General features: G+C 44.0%; 19 protein-coding genes. 3 read left to right on the plus strand and 16 right to left on the minus strand.

Translation table 11 applies throughout. The annotated features are described in order from the left end of the window. Positions 1–10: 10 nt before the first annotated feature. A complete protein-coding gene (locus QR721_RS10420) occupies positions 11–916 on the minus strand; it encodes a diacylglycerol/lipid kinase family protein (protein WP_348026676.1) in 906 nt (301 codons plus the stop codon). Between the two features lie 150 nt (positions 917–1,066). On the opposite strand from QR721_RS10420, the gene QR721_RS10425 reads away from it, so the two are divergent. Beyond that, the gene (locus QR721_RS10425; protein WP_348026678.1) at positions 1,067–2,023 is read left to right on the plus strand and encodes a cation diffusion facilitator family transporter; all 957 of its coding nucleotides are present in this window, start codon (positions 1,067–1,069) and stop codon (positions 2,021–2,023) included. Positions 2,024–2,074: 51 nt separating this feature from the next. On the opposite strand, the gene QR721_RS10430 is transcribed toward QR721_RS10425, so the two are convergent. Both QR721_RS10430 and QR721_RS10435 read right to left on the minus strand, forming a co-directional pair. Continuing rightward, positions 2,075–2,314, minus strand: a complete 240-nt coding sequence (locus tag QR721_RS10430) for a ferredoxin family protein (protein ID WP_348026680.1) — start codon at positions 2,312–2,314, stop codon at positions 2,075–2,077. A gap of 142 nt (positions 2,315–2,456) precedes the next feature. Next, the gene (locus QR721_RS10435; protein WP_348026682.1) at positions 2,457–2,783 is read right to left on the minus strand and encodes a CHY zinc finger protein; all 327 of its coding nucleotides are present in this window, start codon (positions 2,781–2,783) and stop codon (positions 2,457–2,459) included. A gap of 58 nt (positions 2,784–2,841) precedes the next feature. Between QR721_RS10435 and QR721_RS10440 the strand changes: the two genes are divergently transcribed. After that, a complete protein-coding gene (locus tag QR721_RS10440; RefSeq protein ID WP_348026684.1) occupies positions 2,842–3,045 on the plus strand; it encodes a DUF2188 domain-containing protein in 204 nt (67 codons plus the stop codon). Positions 3,046–3,097: 52 nt separating this feature from the next. Here QR721_RS10440 and QR721_RS10445 read toward each other — a convergent pair whose 3' ends face one another. From QR721_RS10445 to QR721_RS10470, 6 genes are all read right to left on the minus strand, one after another. Further along, entirely contained in the window at positions 3,098–5,272 is a 2,175-nt protein-coding gene (locus QR721_RS10445; protein WP_348026686.1) for a DNA topoisomerase III, read from the minus strand. A 121-nt stretch (positions 5,273–5,393) separates the two neighbouring features. Then, positions 5,394–5,996, minus strand: a complete 603-nt coding sequence (locus QR721_RS10450; protein WP_348026688.1) for a TlpA family protein disulfide reductase — start codon at positions 5,994–5,996, stop codon at positions 5,394–5,396. Positions 5,997–6,011: 15 nt separating this feature from the next. Further along, the gene (locus QR721_RS10455; protein WP_348026690.1) at positions 6,012–6,683 is read right to left on the minus strand and encodes a hypothetical protein; all 672 of its coding nucleotides are present in this window, start codon (positions 6,681–6,683) and stop codon (positions 6,012–6,014) included. Positions 6,684–6,744: 61 nt separating this feature from the next. After that, positions 6,745–7,536, minus strand: a complete 792-nt coding sequence (locus QR721_RS10460; RefSeq protein ID WP_348026692.1) for a sulfite exporter TauE/SafE family protein — start codon at positions 7,534–7,536, stop codon at positions 6,745–6,747. 81 nt (positions 7,537–7,617) lie between these two features. Continuing rightward, positions 7,618–7,914 carry a rhodanese-like domain-containing protein gene (locus QR721_RS10465; RefSeq protein WP_348026694.1) on the minus strand — a complete coding sequence of 99 codons (297 nt, stop codon included), beginning with the start codon at positions 7,912–7,914 and terminating at the stop codon, positions 7,618–7,620. A 30-nt stretch (positions 7,915–7,944) separates the two neighbouring features. After that, on the minus strand, positions 7,945–8,205 hold the full coding sequence (locus QR721_RS10470) for a metal-sensitive transcriptional regulator (RefSeq protein ID WP_348026696.1): 261 nt from the start codon (positions 8,203–8,205) through the stop codon (positions 7,945–7,947). Between the two features lie 154 nt (positions 8,206–8,359). On the opposite strand from QR721_RS10470, the gene ytaF reads away from it, so the two are divergent. After that, positions 8,360–8,989 carry a sporulation membrane protein YtaF gene (gene ytaF / locus QR721_RS10475; protein ID WP_348026698.1) on the plus strand — a complete coding sequence of 210 codons (630 nt, stop codon included), beginning with the start codon at positions 8,360–8,362 and terminating at the stop codon, positions 8,987–8,989. A gap of 138 nt (positions 8,990–9,127) precedes the next feature. Here the strand turns inward: ytaF and QR721_RS10480 are convergent, their stop codons facing one another. The 7 genes from QR721_RS10480 to QR721_RS10510 all read right to left on the minus strand — a co-directional run bounded on the left by QR721_RS10480 (position 9,128) and on the right by QR721_RS10510 (position 15,831). Further along, positions 9,128–9,553: a GNAT family N-acetyltransferase gene (locus tag QR721_RS10480; protein ID WP_348026700.1), complete on the minus strand. Its 426-nt coding sequence runs from the start codon at positions 9,551–9,553 to the stop codon at positions 9,128–9,130. 79 nt (positions 9,554–9,632) lie between these two features. Then, on the minus strand, positions 9,633–10,529 hold the full coding sequence (locus tag QR721_RS10485; protein WP_348026702.1) for an AEC family transporter: 897 nt from the start codon (positions 10,527–10,529) through the stop codon (positions 9,633–9,635). Positions 10,530–10,630: 101 nt separating this feature from the next. Then, complete coding sequence (locus QR721_RS10490; RefSeq protein WP_348026704.1) at positions 10,631–10,912, minus strand: hypothetical protein; 282 nt, start codon at positions 10,910–10,912, stop codon at positions 10,631–10,633. Positions 10,913–11,058: 146 nt separating this feature from the next. After that, positions 11,059–12,537, minus strand: a complete 1,479-nt coding sequence (gene glpK, locus QR721_RS10495) for a glycerol kinase GlpK (RefSeq protein ID WP_431189545.1) — start codon at positions 12,535–12,537, stop codon at positions 11,059–11,061. 50 nt (positions 12,538–12,587) lie between these two features. Continuing rightward, on the minus strand, positions 12,588–13,397 hold the full coding sequence (locus tag QR721_RS10500; protein WP_348026708.1) for an MIP/aquaporin family protein: 810 nt from the start codon (positions 13,395–13,397) through the stop codon (positions 12,588–12,590). A gap of 403 nt (positions 13,398–13,800) precedes the next feature. Further along, positions 13,801–15,252: a carbon starvation CstA family protein gene (locus QR721_RS10505; protein ID WP_348026710.1), complete on the minus strand. Its 1,452-nt coding sequence runs from the start codon at positions 15,250–15,252 to the stop codon at positions 13,801–13,803. A 150-nt stretch (positions 15,253–15,402) separates the two neighbouring features. Beyond that, complete coding sequence (locus QR721_RS10510; protein ID WP_348026711.1) at positions 15,403–15,831, minus strand: BrxA/BrxB family bacilliredoxin; 429 nt, start codon at positions 15,829–15,831, stop codon at positions 15,403–15,405. Between the last annotated feature and the right edge of the window lie 64 nt (positions 15,832–15,895).

Here is a 15,895-nt window from a genome sequence, read left to right on the forward strand (position 1 = left end):
CGGCTTTTCTTTATGCAAAATCAAAAGGTACAAGGAATTCGAGATGGTTTGGCAATACCTGAATGACAGAAGGTGTCCTAGTATTGATTTCTCCATCCATATCGATATCCTTTGCTGAATCTGTAATGATTTTGAGTTCTCTCGCCTGGAAGTAATCAAGTTCTGTCAATGCTGTTACATCAGTATCCGGATTTTTCAAAGACATGAGCTCCCGTAGTGAAGCGAGGTTCGAATTGCGGGCAATCAGAATATCAAATATTCCATCCCGGGGATTAATTGAATTGATTGGAAGCCTCCTTGTTCCGACAAAGCAGCCATTTAGAACAAAGACAAGGACTGCCTCTCCTTCCCTTTTCACCCCTCCATCCGCATGAATTTCATATTGAAACGAGTCTGCTTCACGAATCGTTTTCAATGTACTCATAAAATAGCTGAGTACGCCAAAACTTTCTTTCTGATTCCCATCGACATTCTTTGATGTGTCTGAGACAAGTCCAATTCCCCAGAAATTGAGAAAATAGTCATCATTCGACTTCCCAACATCAATAGGTATCAATTTCCCTTGAGCTAAAGACTCTGCCGCTTCAGACAATCTTTGTGGAATATTTAAGGTTCGGCTGAAATCATTAGAAGTTCCACCAGGAAGAATCGCGATGACTGGCCGTTTCTGAAGAGGGGCAATGCTGTTAATTGCAGTATGGACAGTCCCATCTCCGCCAAGAAAGATCATCAGATCGACTAACTCTGCCATGTTTCTGCATTTTGTTTGTAAATCTGATTCTGTTTCGGTACTTATAAGAGTTAGCTCATCAATGACCCTGCCAAGAATGGGCACAGTATCAGCGAGCTTCTGTTCCACATCCGAATCCCCAGCAATCTTATTGTAAAAAAGGACTGCCTTTTCGAAATGCACCATCTTCCAGTCCTCCATCTTTTTTTATTTTGTCCACATTATTCCCTTAATGAATAAATGAAAAACTGCCTCGGCCCTTTCTCCAATCGTGTATGGTCTTATTCAAAATCGGGAAGTACTAAATAATCATGGTTGAGAGAGGCGGCATATATCATGGGTATCATTGAATTCTTCAAGAGAGGCAATGTTTCCTCAGGCCTTGCTGCGCTCGGCAATCTCGTATTAACAATTATTAAAGGGATTGCGGCAGCGATTAGTGGAAGCGGTGCGATGTTCGCGGAAGCTGTCCACTCAGGTGCCGATACGCTTAATCAGGGACTTGTCTTCTTCGGCAGTGCACTAAGTGAAAAAAAACCAACAAAACGATTCCCGACTGGATTTGGAAGAGTCGTCAATCTTTTTGTTCTAATTGCGGTAATTGTCATTGCCATTATGGCTTATGAAACGATTCTGAAAGGCTGGCATCTAACTGTTCACCCGGAGGCTTCTGGAAGCCTTTGGCTCTCGATGGGTGTCCTTCTGTTTTCTGTCATGCTCGATGGCATCGTGCTTGTTAAGACGCTTAAGGAGATTAATCATGAATCCGGAGCTAACCTGAAAGGGTTCGGAATTGTGACTGGAGCGCTGCCCCATCTGCGCTACGCCGCTCCACCGACACGTCTTGTTTTTTATGAGGATCTCGTTGCCACACTCGGCGGACTCCTTGCTATGGCTGCTATTGCGCTTGCCCATATAACAGGACAATTTTTCTGGGATGGTATCGGTACGATGCTAATCGGCATTCTTCTGATCATCATCGCTCTGAAAACGGGATATGACAACACAATTGGGCTTATTGGCGTGGCAGCACCCAATCTTATTGAAGAACGCGTAGCAAGGGTCATTCTGTCGGATGATGACGTTGATGACATCGACAAGATGCGCATCGTGCAGGAAGGCCGATTGTATCATGTCGAAGTGTATGTCGAACTGCGGAAGAACCTTTCTTTAAGTGAAGCTGATGATATTATGTTTAAACTAGAAAAAGAAATATTGAAAGATGCAGCAATTGGTGATGTAACGCTCGGTATCTTTGAAACGGATGATAATCCGGAGTGGCCAAGAGTGTAGGAGACAATATAAAAATGAGCCTGTTTCCAATTAGGAAACAGGCTCATTATTTTAACGTTCTGAGAAGAATTTCTCCGCTTCTTCAAGGAATTTCTCCTGTGCAGGATCAAGGTCGTATTCCTCGACAATTGCATCAACAGGACAAACAGCCTGACAAGCCGCGCAGTCGATGCAAATATCCGGATCAATATAAAATTGTTCCGGTCCTTCTTCGATACAGTCAACCGGGCAGACGGAAACACATTCTCCCGCCTTCTCGCCGCGGCATGGATCAAGGATGACAAATGCCATTTCTATTCCCTCCTTCTATTATCGTATAGCAATTCAAAACGTGTCATGAACACGCTAAATAAGAACAATATAGGAAGAATTCACTAAAACTCTTCTCTTCTATGATACATCACACTTCATATCAAGTAAAACAAGCCTACTCTTAAGTTTCGAAGTACAATTCTCGATGCAAACCACAGCCAGGATTGAATTCAGCTTTACAATTCGGACATTCATAGCCGCTCTGAAAATATTGGTTCACTGACAATTCATTTCCGCAACTGCCACAAAGGATCGCTTTTTCATCAAACTTTGCTTTCGGCCATACTTCTTTTTTTCCGCATCCAAATTCCACATGACATTTGTAACAAGGATAGTATTTACCGCAACAATGGAACTTGATCGCAATCCGGTCATTTTCCTTATGATAATGGCTACAGCGTGTTTCTTCATCAATTGCCCCAGGCACTTCATGACCATGAATCAACATATGAAGCCCTCCGATATATAAAGATTGTTTTAGTCTATAGGCAGACGGGTACATTTGCATGAATGTGAACATGTACAGTGTCGTACCTACTCCCGATATGTCCAGCTGGATTGTAAAACTTGAGGATGCCGTTCCGGAAAATCAGTACAATTCTCAAGTTGAAGCCATTGAAGCAGCTACAAAACTCGCCAAAGACAACGCACCGAGTAAGATAGAAGTTTGGGATAAAAACCATAACATGATTGATAAAAAAATCTTTTGATATTCATGCCAAAATCCGGTCTGCCTGAAGACAGAGCCGGATTTTTTATTGTTTAGTCTTTCTTTAGCTTAGCCAGTGCCTCGGCAAATGGATTGTTTGAAAAGCTGTCTTCTTTTTTCATGTACTTATTCATGTCTTTCTTCGACACCCGTGTATTCTGATGCTTCTTCTTCCGCTCCTGGAATGTCGAAAGCTTCTCTCTATGTCCGCATGTGCAGAAGAACATCTGGCCTTCACCTTCGCCACGCATTTGCATCCGCTTGTGACAGTTCGGGCAGCGGGCATTCGTATTGCGGGAGATGTTTTTCTTATGACCGCATGAACGATCTTGGCAGACGAGCATCTTGCCGTTCTTATTCTTAATTTCAAGCATGAGTTTGCCACAGTCCGGACATTTTGTACCTGTCAGATTATCATGCTTGAATTTAGTTTCCTCAGACTTGATTTCTGCGACGATTTCTTTCGTATATTCTTTAATGCCGCTAATGAATTCCTTATGCTTCAAACGCCCATTCGCAATATCTGTGAGCTTTTCTTCCCATTCAGCTGTAAGTGCGGGACTCTTCAAGTCTTCAGGAACGAGGTCAAGCAATTGACGTCCTTTGGATGTGAGATAAATATTCTTCCCTTTCAATTCCATATACCCTGTGTTGTATAGCTTCTCTATAATGTCGGCTCTTGTCGCAACCGTACCGAGCCCACCAGCTTTCGTCATCGTCTGCTGGAGATGCTTATCTTCCCCCTGCATGTAGCGGACAGGGTTTTCCATTGCGGATAGTAATGTACCTTCTGTGAATCTTGCAGGAGGTTCAGTTTCTCCACTTGTCTGCTTTAAATCAGGAGATGGGAAGCTTTCGCCTTTTTTCACATCTGGAAGTCGGCCAGCACGCTCTTCATCATCAGCTTTGTAGCTGCTACGTGCATAGATCTCCTTCCAACCTTCTTTTGTCACAATCGTCCCTTTAGCTGTAAAAGTATCCTGTCCTATTTTGCCTTTAACTTGTACTTCTTCATACTCATGCGGATCAGACAGAACAGCAAGGAAACGCTTCGTTACCAGATCATAAATTTTCCGTTCACTTGCATCGAGATTCTCAAGGTACGCTGTCTCCTCTGTCGGAATGATTGCATGGTGGTCACTTACAGCCGCATCATTTACAACAGACTTCGGCAAGTTGAATTTCTTGTTCATGAGTTTCTTCGCAAATGGTGCATAATCACTCGTAGCACATGCCTTCAACCGCTCCGGCAATGTCGGCACAAGGTCAGTCGTAATGACGCGGGAATCTGTACGCGGATATGTGAGCAATTTATGCTGCTCATACAGGCGCTGCATTGTGCGCAATGTCTCTTTACCCGAGAAGCCAAAAAGGCGGTTGGCATCGCGCTGAAGTTCAGTCAGATCATACAGCTGCGGTGCGTGCTTCTTTTTCTGTTTCTTCTCGACGTCTTTGATTTCCAGCTCTTCGCCTTTCATTCCGGCAAGCAGTTTGTCAGCCTTCGCTTTGTCAAAGATTCTGCTATTTCCCTTCGCACCTGACCAGCGCAGCTTCAAGCCGTTCTTTGTGGAAGCTTCTATTCCGTAGTAAGTACGTGGTTGGAAGCTCTTAATTTCTTCCTCACGTTGGCGAATCATGGCAAGAGTTGGCGTCTGTACCCGACCGCCTGATAGCTGAGCATTGAATTTCGTCGTCAATGCGCGTGTCGCATTGAGCCCGACAAACCAGTCTGCCTCAGCACGGGCAATCGCTGAATAATAAAGATTCTCATATGCTTTGCCAGGCTTCAGATTTTTGAAGCCATCTTGAATCGCTTTATCTGTAACAGATGAAATCCAAAGACGCTTGACTGGCTTGTTGACCCTAGCCTTTTCAATGATCCAGCGGGCAACGAGCTCACCTTCACGCCCTGCATCTGTTGCAATGACAATCTCCCCGACATCTTGGCGTACGAGCTGGGATTTTACTGCCTGAAACTGTTTACCTGTCTTCTTCATGACGACCGTGCACAAATTGTCTGGCAGCATCGGAAGATCTTCAAGATTCCAAGTCTGGTATTTCACATCATAATTTTCCGGCTGAGCCAATTCCACAAGATGGCCAAGTGCCCATGTAACAATATATTTTGAACCTTCAAGGTAACCGTTCCCCTTCTTCGTGCATTGGAGCACACGGGCAAGGTCACGACCGACAGAAGGTTTCTCTGCAAGTACTACTGTTTTCATCATTCATTCACCCTGCTTTCTCACAGCATTATAACATAGGAAAGGGCTGGAAAACGAAGCTGAGCCCTATCGTTTTCTATAGAAAAAATCCTGCCCTTAGGACAGGATTTCACTTACATCCATATTATTTCAGCTGTTCATACTGATCTTTCATATACTCATAATTCATCGGTCCAAGACGCTTCGCTTGGATTCGGCCTTCCTTGTCCAAGAAGTAAGTCGTTGGAATGACTCGAACCATGTATAGCTCTGACACTTCAAGCTTTTCATCGAGCAGAATTGGGAATGTAAGGCCGTAATCCTTTATGAATTTCGGCACATTGTTTTTGCTCGATTCATTGCGCGTCAGATTAACAGAAACAATCGGCATTTTTGTATCCTTATAGAACTTCTCCATATCTGGCATTTCCGCCTGACAAGGAGGACACCAAGTACCCCAGAAGTTCAGCATGGCTGGCTCACCGCGAAAATCGGACAGCTTCTTCGTTCCACCGCCATGTACTTTCAGTTCAAAATCAGGAGCGATATTGCCGATGTTCAGTCCGACTTCATTTGGGTCGCCTTTCTTAGTCTCTTCCTCTTTCACTTCGTTCTTAAGATCAACATTTGTCTTGCCGACTGTTTCTGCTTCTTCAACTTCGTCAGCTTCTTTATTTTTGACCATTGTCGTATAAATGGTATAGCCGAGCATAAGCCCGAGTATGCCGAGAAATAACCATTTTTTCAAACGGGATGTCCTCCTTTAATGCACTTTCCTTTTTTTGACGCTCAATCCGTACAGGCCAAACAGCAGAAGAATGATCCAGAAGATCAAACCTGGATAGAACTGAAACAGATACCCTCTCCAGAAGAAGCCGAGAATGATCTGCCCTACAGCAAATGCTGCAAGCAAGCCAAATGCAAAAAATGTACGATCTACTCTGCCCTTTGCAAAAATCATGATAATAAGCAGAATCGCATAAAAAATGAGATATGCGATGTTCACAGACTGCATCCCTAGTACAAAGTTAAAGAACCCAAACAAAAACTGTCCAGAAATGATAACCATGAGTGAAGAAAGCAGAATGTCCGGCCATGGTCTGCTTTCGCCTTTTCTTGAATAATGCCAGACAATATAGATTCCAGTCATGACAAGCCCGGCATACAAAGCATATTTGCCCGCCGGGTATACAAGACCTGCTTGAGGATTCTTAATAAAGAGCGGGAAATTCGTAATAATTTTGCCAATCCATAATGTAATAATTAAGCTCAATGTTATCGTAAACAGATCGTCCTCGCGGGCCTTCGTCTCTTTAAGACTGGGAAATGGTGAAAATATCCTGAAAAAGACGAGTCCTAGAACGAGACTCAGGATTGTGACGAGCATCGGACCTCTGAAAATAAAAGAGCCGCCTGCCATATAGAGAATCATCAATATTCACGCTCCCATCCATTACAGTATGTCCGTAAACGAAAGCTTATGCAAAAAAAGCAGATCAATGTCCGGCGAAAATATCAAACCAGATTTTCACAGCAATGATGAAAATAAGCGCCGCTAAGGCCTTTTCGAGAAACTTTGTATTCATTTTCTTGCCGACTTTTGCCCCTAAAGGCGATGCGATTAAACTTGCAATAATCATAACAATTGCTGGGATAAATAGAACCTGGCCCATAATGAGCTTGCTCCCTGCAGAGCCAATTGACGATAGAAAGGTAATTGCAAGAGAGGAAGCAATCGCTGTACGTGTCGGCAGCTTAAGCAAAGTGAGCATAACCGGCACAAGCAAAAATGCTCCACCAGCACCGACTATTCCGGCACCGAGACCGACGATGAAGGCTGACGATATGCCAAGAAGTCTATTAAAGTGATCGGTGCTGTATGCAAGATCATCTTCTCCCCCATGTGGAATGATCATCATGACAACTGCTGCAAGTGCAAGCAAGCCATAAACGATATTGATGCCACTTTCAGGCATAGCTGAGGACATAAAGCCGCCTGCGAGACTTCCAAGAAGGACACCGCCTCCCATATAAATGATGACCTTTTTATTCAAATAGCCACCTTTTCGGTAAGCAAGGGCACCGACAACTGTCGTAAAGAGAACTTGTACTGCTGTAATGCCTGATACTTCATGAGCAGTAAAAGAACCAACTCCAAGAGCCGTTGGAATCATAAGCAGCATCGGATAATTGACAACCGCACCTCCAACACCAAGCATGCCAGAAACAAAAGAGCCGATAAAACCGATCATGAAAATGATAAGAAGCAATATGATGTCATAATCCATGGCGCGCATCTCCTTATATGAAAAGAGACCCGCAAAAAACTTGCGGGTCTGAAATTTTAAAAGATCTAATAATGTTGCCAGTTATTCTGTTTCGCCTTCCCAAGCAAGCATGCCACCAGCAACGTTTACTACCTTATAACCTCTTTGTTCGAGGAACTCTGCAGCACGGCTGGATCTTCCCCCGGAACGACAAATGAGATAGTTCACTTCGTTCTTATCAAATGCATCCAAATTATCTGGAATCTTGTCCAATTCGACATGTTTGGCACAAGGGATTTTCCCTTCTGCAACCTCTTCATCACGTCGAACATCGTATACCTTAAGTTTTTCGCCTTTTTCAAGTTTTTCCTGCAAATCCTTTGTTGAAATCTCTTCCATTATGAATTCCTCCCTAATAAATGAAATGGATTATCTGCTTTTTACAAGCAGATTAACAGCTTCGCGAATTGTTTCTTCGGAGTCCTGTCCCTTCGCTTGATCTTCACGGATACAAGCTTCGAGATTCGTACTTACAACAAGTGCGGCAACACGATCAAGTGCATTGCGTGCAGCAGAAATCTGGGTGACTACATCACGGCAGTCTTTGCCTTCGTCCATCATACGGAGAACGGCACGAACCTGCCCTTCCACTCGTTTGAGCCGGTGGATCATCTTTTTATCATACTCCAAAACGCCACCTCCGAATTCTTTTTCTAAAATTATTATATACCCCTCATAGTATACTGTCAACCGATTTAGAAGCATTAACTGATCAGATAGACATATGCCCAGTCCAAATGCATGGGCTGCCCATACGTATAGATAAACAGATTGGAGGGATCGCATGCTTTATTACACTGGTTTATTATTTCTCATTATCGCTGTGAGTCTGGATGGGTTCGGAGTCGGCATCACATACGGCATGCAAAAAATCCGCCTCCCGCTTCTTCCTCTGCTGATCATTATGTGCTGTTCCGGAACAGTTGTCCTCGTTTCGATGACGATCGGCACTTGGCTCACAACTTGGATCAAACCGGAAATCACCGAGAAACTTGGCGGCCTCATTCTGATTGCTATCGGTCTGTTCTCTCTGACGAATCTGCTACGCCAAAGTAAAAGATCGAGCAATCCAAAGTCACAATCAGAATCTCCAAAAAGAAGTGATTTCATTACCGTTATGGGTACGCCCGATCGTGCAGACTTGGATAAATCCGGTTCGATTTCGGCAAAGGAAAGCCTTCTTCTCGGGATCGCACTCGCTCTCGATGCTTTTGGCGCAGGGCTTGGTGCGGCCATTATTGGCTATACACCACTGCTCACCGCTGTACTGATCGCTCTTATGAGCGGAACACTTCTTTTCCTCGGAATGAAGACCGGACTCTTTCTCTTGCGCAGCGACCGGCTTGCGCGCATGGGGTTTCTACCGCCCCTCTTGCTCATGGCACTTGGCGCTTTCAATTTACTGTCAAAGTAAAATCAATATCAGGTGCGGCATCACTTTGACCGTACCTGATATTAAATAGCATCTTCAAATGACACAGTGTGGATCCTCGAATAGTTTTTCTACAAAACTCTTTATTTAAGCAACTAACTATATCACCTTTTACCACATTTACTTATCTAAATCCTTTTTAAAAACATAGCTTACTTTGTCGTAATTTACATTTTCATAGAAACGATGGGCATCGGCACGGTTAAGTCCCGAACTTAACGCGACAGATGAGAAGTTGTGTTCTTTTGCAAACTCTTCCACGAAATGAAGCAGTTGTTCACCATAGCCTTTGGACCTGAAAGATGCATCCGTGACGAGGTCGCATACCCAGATAAATCTGCCATAATATAGTGTAATCATCGGCTTAAAGCCCGTCACTGCAACGATTTTTTCATCTTCAATCAAGGCGAACATGCGGTAGTTATCCTTCTGGCGAGCCTCCTCGACAAGGCGTAGATATGCTGTTTCATCCAAGTGCGTTCGCAATTGCTTCATAACTGGATAGGCTGCTCGCATCTCTTCTTTTGATTTCAGCTCTTGAATCATTTTTTCACTCCTTTTTGTTGATACATACCCTTTCAAGTCTCAACTTGTCAAAAAGGCAGGAAAAAGATTTCGACAAAAATCATGTCAAAACGTTTAACAGAACAGTAATCGACAAGAAGCTGAAAACTGTCGTAATTAAGGTTGCGCTAGTGACAAGATCCGGCTCGGTGTCGAATTCAATCGCGTACATTGTGGCAGAAGCCGCACTCGGCATTGCTGACATGATAATCATGATACCGCCAATAATTGGACCAATTCCGAGAAGTTCAACGAATCCCCATGCAATTAAGGGAGATACGATCATACGCACACTTACTGAGGAGATGAGCACTTTCCAATTGAAATCCAAAGTACGGATTGTTGCCAGCTGCATTCCGAGAATGACCATCATGAGTGGAATGGAGCCATCTCCAACAGTTTTGATCGTATCGTACACAGGATCCGGCAGACGGATTTGAGCAGCATTCAAAATAATTGCGATAATTGCTGCATACGTCGCTGGCATCTCAAACACTTTACGAATTGCTCGAGCCATTCCCTGCGCATCCCTATTGGCAAAATACACTCCGAAGAAATTAATGACCATAGACTGAATGACCATATAGAATACTGCAAAAGGAAGTGCTTCCTTCCCAAACGTGAAAAGAATCATTGGAATGCCATAGTTGCCGCCATTCATAAAAGCAGTAGAAAGAATGGATGCACTCTCCACGGATTTGGTCCAGCCGAATATTTTGCCGAGCAGTTTGCTAATCATCACCATGACAAAAAGTAAAAATAAGATAAAGACAATCATGATCGTATAGCGCTGATCAAACTTTGCTTCATATAAGGAAGAAAAGAAGAAAAGCGGCATGAATATGTATATCGAGACAGTTGAGACTTGTTTAACTTGTACTTGCTTCCAGCGTTGCAGACCGTAGCCGAGCGCGAAGACTGCCATAATCGGCAGCATAACACTAAAAAATATCCCCATTTTTATTACATCTCCAGTTGAGTTTAAAATTGATTCTCTATGCTTTTTAATGCAAAAAAGGAAGCGTCATTTCCCGCTTCCTTTCGGTGAAAAATATTGAATTAAGCTTCCTGAGCAAATGCATCTGCAGTCGATGTTACGATAAAACCGAATGCTGCAGCGAACAGACAAGCCATTCCCCAGCCGCCAAGACCGGCACCCATGATGACAGTTTTCTCCATAATGCTTGCCAGAAGCAAGAGCACTAGTCCTCCTGCAAACAGGATAGCCCCAGGTGCATAGGCAAGATAAGCCGATTTCGGTGTTGCTTTAAGTATGATAAGTCCGAGAATAATTGAAATGACTATGAGCACGCCGCCAATTGTGAAAACGGATTCAATCACAAAATCACCTCATTCGTTTTGGTCATATATACCAAGTTTACAGTCGAATGATTATAAAGTCAAATTAGTCTTGAAATTCTGCAGCATTGATTTTCACAAGTAATTTTTCAATAAAAAGCCGGACACCTCTAGCGTCCGGCATTGTCTTATAACTTGAATGAACGTGTTGCTGTAACGGCTTTTTTCCAGCCAGCGTATAGCTCATTGCGTTTCTCTTCAGTAAAAGCACATTCGAATGTGCGGTCAATCTTCCACTGGTTCGCAATATTTTCTTTCGTATCCCAGAATCCTACTGCGAGCCCGGCAAGATACGCTGCTCCAAGTGCCGTTGTCTCTTGGACAACCGGGCGTTCAACTGCTTCTCCAAGCATATCGCATTGGAATTGCATGAGGAAGTCATTCTTTACCGCTCCTCCGTCCACTCGCAATGTTTTCAAGTCAATTCCTGAATCGGCAATCATTGCATCGAGAACGTCTTTCGTCTGATATGCAAGCGACTCAAGTGTTGCCCTGATGAGGTGATCTTTTGTCGTTCCGCGTGTCAGTCCGAATACAGCACCTCTTGCATCACTGTCCCAGTACGGTGTTCCGAGACCAACAAAAGCTGGAACGAAGTAGACACCGTCCGTGGACTCTACGCGTTTTGCGAATTTTTCAGATTCCGGTGCTGAATTGATAATTTTCAATCCATCCCGTAGCCATTGAATTGCAGAGCCGGCAATGAAGATAGACCCTTCAAGCGCATACTCTATTTTCCCGTCAACAGCACAGGCAAGTGTAGTCAGCAATCCGTTCTGGGATTTCACACCTTTTTCACCTGTGTTCATCAGCATGAAGCAACCAGTACCATAGGTATTCTTTGCCATACCTTTTTCAAAACAGGCCTGACCGAACAATGCCGCCTGCTGGTCTCCTGCGATACCTGCAATCGGAACTTCTTCACCGAGGAAATGATAATCGACCGTGTGGGCATACACTTCGGATGATTGGCGTACTTCCGGCAGCATGCTTTTTGGCACATTGAGAATCTCAAGCAGTTCATCGTCCCACTTCAAATCATAGATGTTGAACATAAGTGTCCGGGAAGCGTTCGTATAATCGGTCACATGAACTTTTCCACCTGAAAGCTTATACACGAGCCAAGTGTCGATCGTTCCGAACATCAAGTCGCCTTTTTCAGCCTTCTCACGTGCCCCTGTGACATTATCCAAAATCCATTTCACTTTAGTCCCGGAGAAATAAGCATCAATTAGCAAACCGGTCTTGTCACGGAAAAGATCATTATACCCGGCTTCACGCAACTCCTTGCAGATGCCATCCGTCTGACGAGACTGCCAGACAATTGCGTGATAAACAGGTTTGCCCGTATGACGGTCCCATACGACTGTCGTCTCGCGCTGGTTCGTAATTCCGATTCCCGCAACTTGGTCTGGACGGACATCCGCTTTTCGGAAAACTTCCGTAATACAGTTCAATGTCGTTGTCCAGATTTCATCCGCATCATGTTCAACCCATCCTGGATGCGGGAAAAACTGTTCGAACTCCGACTGTGCGACCTCTACGATTTCACCATCTTGATTAAATAGGATTGCCCGTGAACTTGTCGTTCCCTGATCCAGCGCCATAATATAATCTTTCGCCACACGATCAACCTCCCCAAATGTATCTGTTTACCTTATGCGTGCTCCTTTTTTGAGTTTACAGAAGCAACAGCCGCAAGGGCAATAATAATGACAACCACAGTAAAAATCCAGAATAGCGTGATAAAGTTATTTTTAAATACAGCCTCATAGAAAGAAGCACCGTACAAGCCGCCTACGATTGGACCGACAATTGGAATCCATGAGTAGCCCCAATCAGAGCTGCCCTTTCCTGGAATCGGCAAAATCGCATGCGCAATCCTTGGTGCAAGGTCACGTGCCGGGTTGATTGAGAATCCAGTTGTACTTCCGATCGTAATACCGATTGTTGCTAGAAGCAGACCAATAATAAGCGGATTCCAGCCATCCTGGAACTGATGCGCCCCAACGAACAAGATACCGAGCACAAGAATAAATGTACCGAATGTTTCACTAAGCAAATTTGCTAATGGACTGCGGATTGCCGGTCCAGTAGTGAAAACGCCAAGCTTTGCAGCAGGGTCTTCTGTTACACGCCAGTGCGGCAAGTATTGCAAGTAAACAAGAATTGCACCAATGAATGCACCGATCATCTGTGCCAAAATGTACAATCCGACTTTGCTCCATGCAAACGTTCCAACAGAAGCAAGCGCTAATGTTACCGCCGGGTTCAAATGCGCTCCCGAGAACTGTCCTACAGCGTAGATTGCAACTGAGAGTGTAAGTCCCCAACCAAGCGCGACAAGCAACCAGCTTCCGCCGACGCCTTCTGTTTTTGTTCCTCTAAGAGAAACAGCGGCAACAACACTGTCACCAAGGTAAATCAGAATCATTGTACCAATCAGTTCAGCCATAAATTCCGACATGGCTCACTCACTCCTTCTTGATGCGTAATTTTGTCAAGTCATGAAAGAAGCTACTGACAATAAAAGAAACCAAAGAGAACAGAAAAAAACCCGTCAGTGCATACAAAGCATTCCGATCAGGAAAATAAACGCATATGACGAACGAGCCTGGCTTCATTACATGAACTTGCCTTTGAAATATAGTCCATTATTTACCTTATTGTCAATGAATCAGAATATGATTAAAGGCGGAATTACCGTCTTCATATATAGCATCTCCCTCCATCTGAATTTCATGAGAGATAATCTGTATCTGATTTGTGAGCAACCTGCCAGGCTATTACTCGAAATATACCCTATTCAGTTCGCTCCTATGCCATAACAGAAAAACGCCCTCCTCTTAAATAGAGGAAGGCGGTGATTGTTAAGCAATTTCATCCCAATTATCAACATGCTCTTCAAGCTCGACCTCTCTGCCGCGTGAAGCAATCGCAGCTCTGAAGAAGAGTGCAACTAGAATGACTGAGATGATTGAAGCACCGATATAGGATACTTTCATCGATAAACCGAAACCGATTGGCTGGTTGAGGATATAAGTCGTAATAGCCATGAGCATAAATACACCTGGAATCAAAGGAACCCAATAATTTTTCCTTGCCATGAACAGATACATTGCCCCAACGAAGAGGGCAATTACTGCTGTTGTCTGGTTTGCCCAAGAGAAGTAGCGCCATAAAATTGTGAAGTCCACTTGTGTCAAAATAATGGAAATAACAAAGAGTGGCACCGCGATCCAAAGTCTGCTCAAAATTTTCTTTTGAGAGAAGTTGAAATAGTCAGCGATGATCATGCGAGCACTTCGGAAAGCCGTATCTCCAGAAGTGATCGGCAACACGATAACACCTAGAACAGCTAATGTTCCTCCGACAGCGCCGAGCATGAGAGTAGAAACTTTGCTTACGACAAGAGCCGGGCCTCCAGCTGCAAGTACTTCATTCAAGCCTTCTCCTCCATTGAAAAGACTCATTCCCGCAGCTGCCCAAATCATTGCAATGATTCCTTCTGCGATCATCATGCCATAGAAAATCCAGCGTCCCTGACTTTCCCTTTCAGTCGTCCGGGAGATGATTGGCGTCTGTGTAGCATGGAAACCGGAAAGTGCCCCACATGAGATTGTAAGGAAGAGCAACGGGAATATCGGCAGATTGTCAGGATGCAAATTTTTAAGCGTCAATTCCGGGATTGGTGCCCCAGTCATGATCAGGCGAACTCCGACACCTACTGCACTAATAACGAGAAGAAGTCCGAAGATCGGATAAAGACGCCCGATGATTTTATCAATCGGCAACATTGTAGCAAGAATGTAGTATGCAAAAATAACTGCAATAATTACGCCGAAAGCCATCCATCCGTTCATCAGATTATGAAGAAGTTGTGCTGGTGATGTCGCAAATACTGTTCCTACAAGGACTAGTAATAGAAGTGCAAACAAGTTGACGATATGTTTCATGAACTTTCCGAGGAATTTCCCCGCCAGCTCTGGAAGATGAGCACCGCGGTTGCGAATAGAAATCATGCCGGTCAAATAGTCGTGTACCGCTCCAGCAAAAATCGCTCCGAATACGATCCAGAGAAAAGCGACCGGACCATATAGCGCACCCATGATCGGACCGAAGATCGGACCAACTCCAGCGATATTCAGCAATTGGATCAGTGCATTCTTTTTCTTATTCATCGGTACGTAGTCAATACCATCTATGCTTGAATAAGCTGGTGTCTTTCGTTTTTCTTTGACACCGAACATTTTCTCGATGAATTTGCCGTATGTAAAATAGCCAATAATCAGAATGACAATACCAGCAAGAAATGTATACATCGTTGTAAAACCTCCTTAAGTTGTCCCGGCTTATTGCCGGTCTGTAATAAATTATATGTGAATTACTTGTGACAAGAAACCATTTCCCGGAAAATTATGCAAAAGAAAACCTGCATACCCCAATAATGGGATATGCAGGTTTTCTTAGGTTCAGCAATATTTCGCAAATGCGTCTCGCAAGTTTTTAATGATCTCTTCCTTATCTGCATCTTCAATTTCTTCACGTGGAATGAAGTGGATAAGCTCTCCGCCTTTCATTAAGGCCATAGAAGGTGAAGACGGCGGTGTTGTCGGGAAATAGCTGCGCAGTTCAACTGTCGCCTCACGATCCTGACCAGCGAAAACAGTAACGAGATTATCCGGACGCTTCTCACCTTGAACAGCTTCAATGGCTGATGGACGAGCCAGGCCTGCTGCACATCCGCAAACAGAATTGATAACTACGAGGCTCGTGCCAGTTTCATTTGCGAAGAACTCGCTCACTTCTTCAGCCGTTGTCAATTCAGTAAAGCCTGCATTCGTCAATTCATCACGCATTGGCTGTGCGACTTCTCTCATATATTCAATAAATGGGTTCATTTTAATTGCTCCTTCTTATATAGCTTAGATATATAATAACAGAATTATGGGACAAATCAGCACG

The sequence above is a fragment of the Aciduricibacillus chroicocephali genome, from assembly GCF_030762805.1.
Lineage (GTDB): Bacteria > Bacillota > Bacilli > Bacillales > Amphibacillaceae > Aciduricibacillus > Aciduricibacillus chroicocephali.

What these genes read in the sequence shown, in the direction of transcription:
- QR721_RS10420 (WP_348026676.1), bottom strand. Translation starts at nt 916, where the DNA reads ATGGTGCATTTCGAAAAGGCAGTCCTTTTTTACAATAAGATTGCTGGG.
- QR721_RS10425 (WP_348026678.1), top strand. Translation starts at nt 1,067, where the DNA reads ATGGGTATCATTGAATTCTTCAAGAGAGGCAATGTTTCCTCAGGCCTT.
- QR721_RS10430 (WP_348026680.1), bottom strand. Translation starts at nt 2,314, where the DNA reads ATGGCATTTGTCATCCTTGATCCATGCCGCGGCGAGAAGGCGGGAGAA.
- QR721_RS10435 (WP_348026682.1), bottom strand. Translation starts at nt 2,783, where the DNA reads ATGTTGATTCATGGTCATGAAGTGCCTGGGGCAATTGATGAAGAAACA.
- QR721_RS10440 (WP_348026684.1), top strand. Translation starts at nt 2,842, where the DNA reads ATGAATGTGAACATGTACAGTGTCGTACCTACTCCCGATATGTCCAGC.
- QR721_RS10445 (WP_348026686.1), bottom strand. Translation starts at nt 5,272, where the DNA reads ATGATGAAAACAGTAGTACTTGCAGAGAAACCTTCTGTCGGTCGTGAC.
- QR721_RS10460 (WP_348026692.1), bottom strand. Translation starts at nt 7,536, where the DNA reads ATGGATTATGACATCATATTGCTTCTTATCATTTTCATGATCGGTTTT.
- QR721_RS10465 (WP_348026694.1), bottom strand. Translation starts at nt 7,914, where the DNA reads ATGGAAGAGATTTCAACAAAGGATTTGCAGGAAAAACTTGAAAAAGGC.
- ytaF (WP_348026698.1), top strand. Translation starts at nt 8,360, where the DNA reads ATGCTTTATTACACTGGTTTATTATTTCTCATTATCGCTGTGAGTCTG.
- QR721_RS10480 (WP_348026700.1), bottom strand. Translation starts at nt 9,553, where the DNA reads ATGATTCAAGAGCTGAAATCAAAAGAAGAGATGCGAGCAGCCTATCCA.
- QR721_RS10485 (WP_348026702.1), bottom strand. Translation starts at nt 10,529, where the DNA reads ATGGGGATATTTTTTAGTGTTATGCTGCCGATTATGGCAGTCTTCGCG.
- glpK (WP_431189545.1), bottom strand. Translation starts at nt 12,537, where the DNA reads ATGGCGCTGGATCAGGGAACGACAAGTTCACGGGCAATCCTATTTAAT.
- QR721_RS10500 (WP_348026708.1), bottom strand. Translation starts at nt 13,397, where the DNA reads ATGTCGGAATTTATGGCTGAACTGATTGGTACAATGATTCTGATTTAC.
- QR721_RS10505 (WP_348026710.1), bottom strand. Translation starts at nt 15,252, where the DNA reads ATGTATACATTTCTTGCTGGTATTGTCATTCTGATTATTGGCTATTTT.
- QR721_RS10510 (WP_348026711.1), bottom strand. Translation starts at nt 15,831, where the DNA reads ATGAACCCATTTATTGAATATATGAGAGAAGTCGCACAGCCAATGCGT.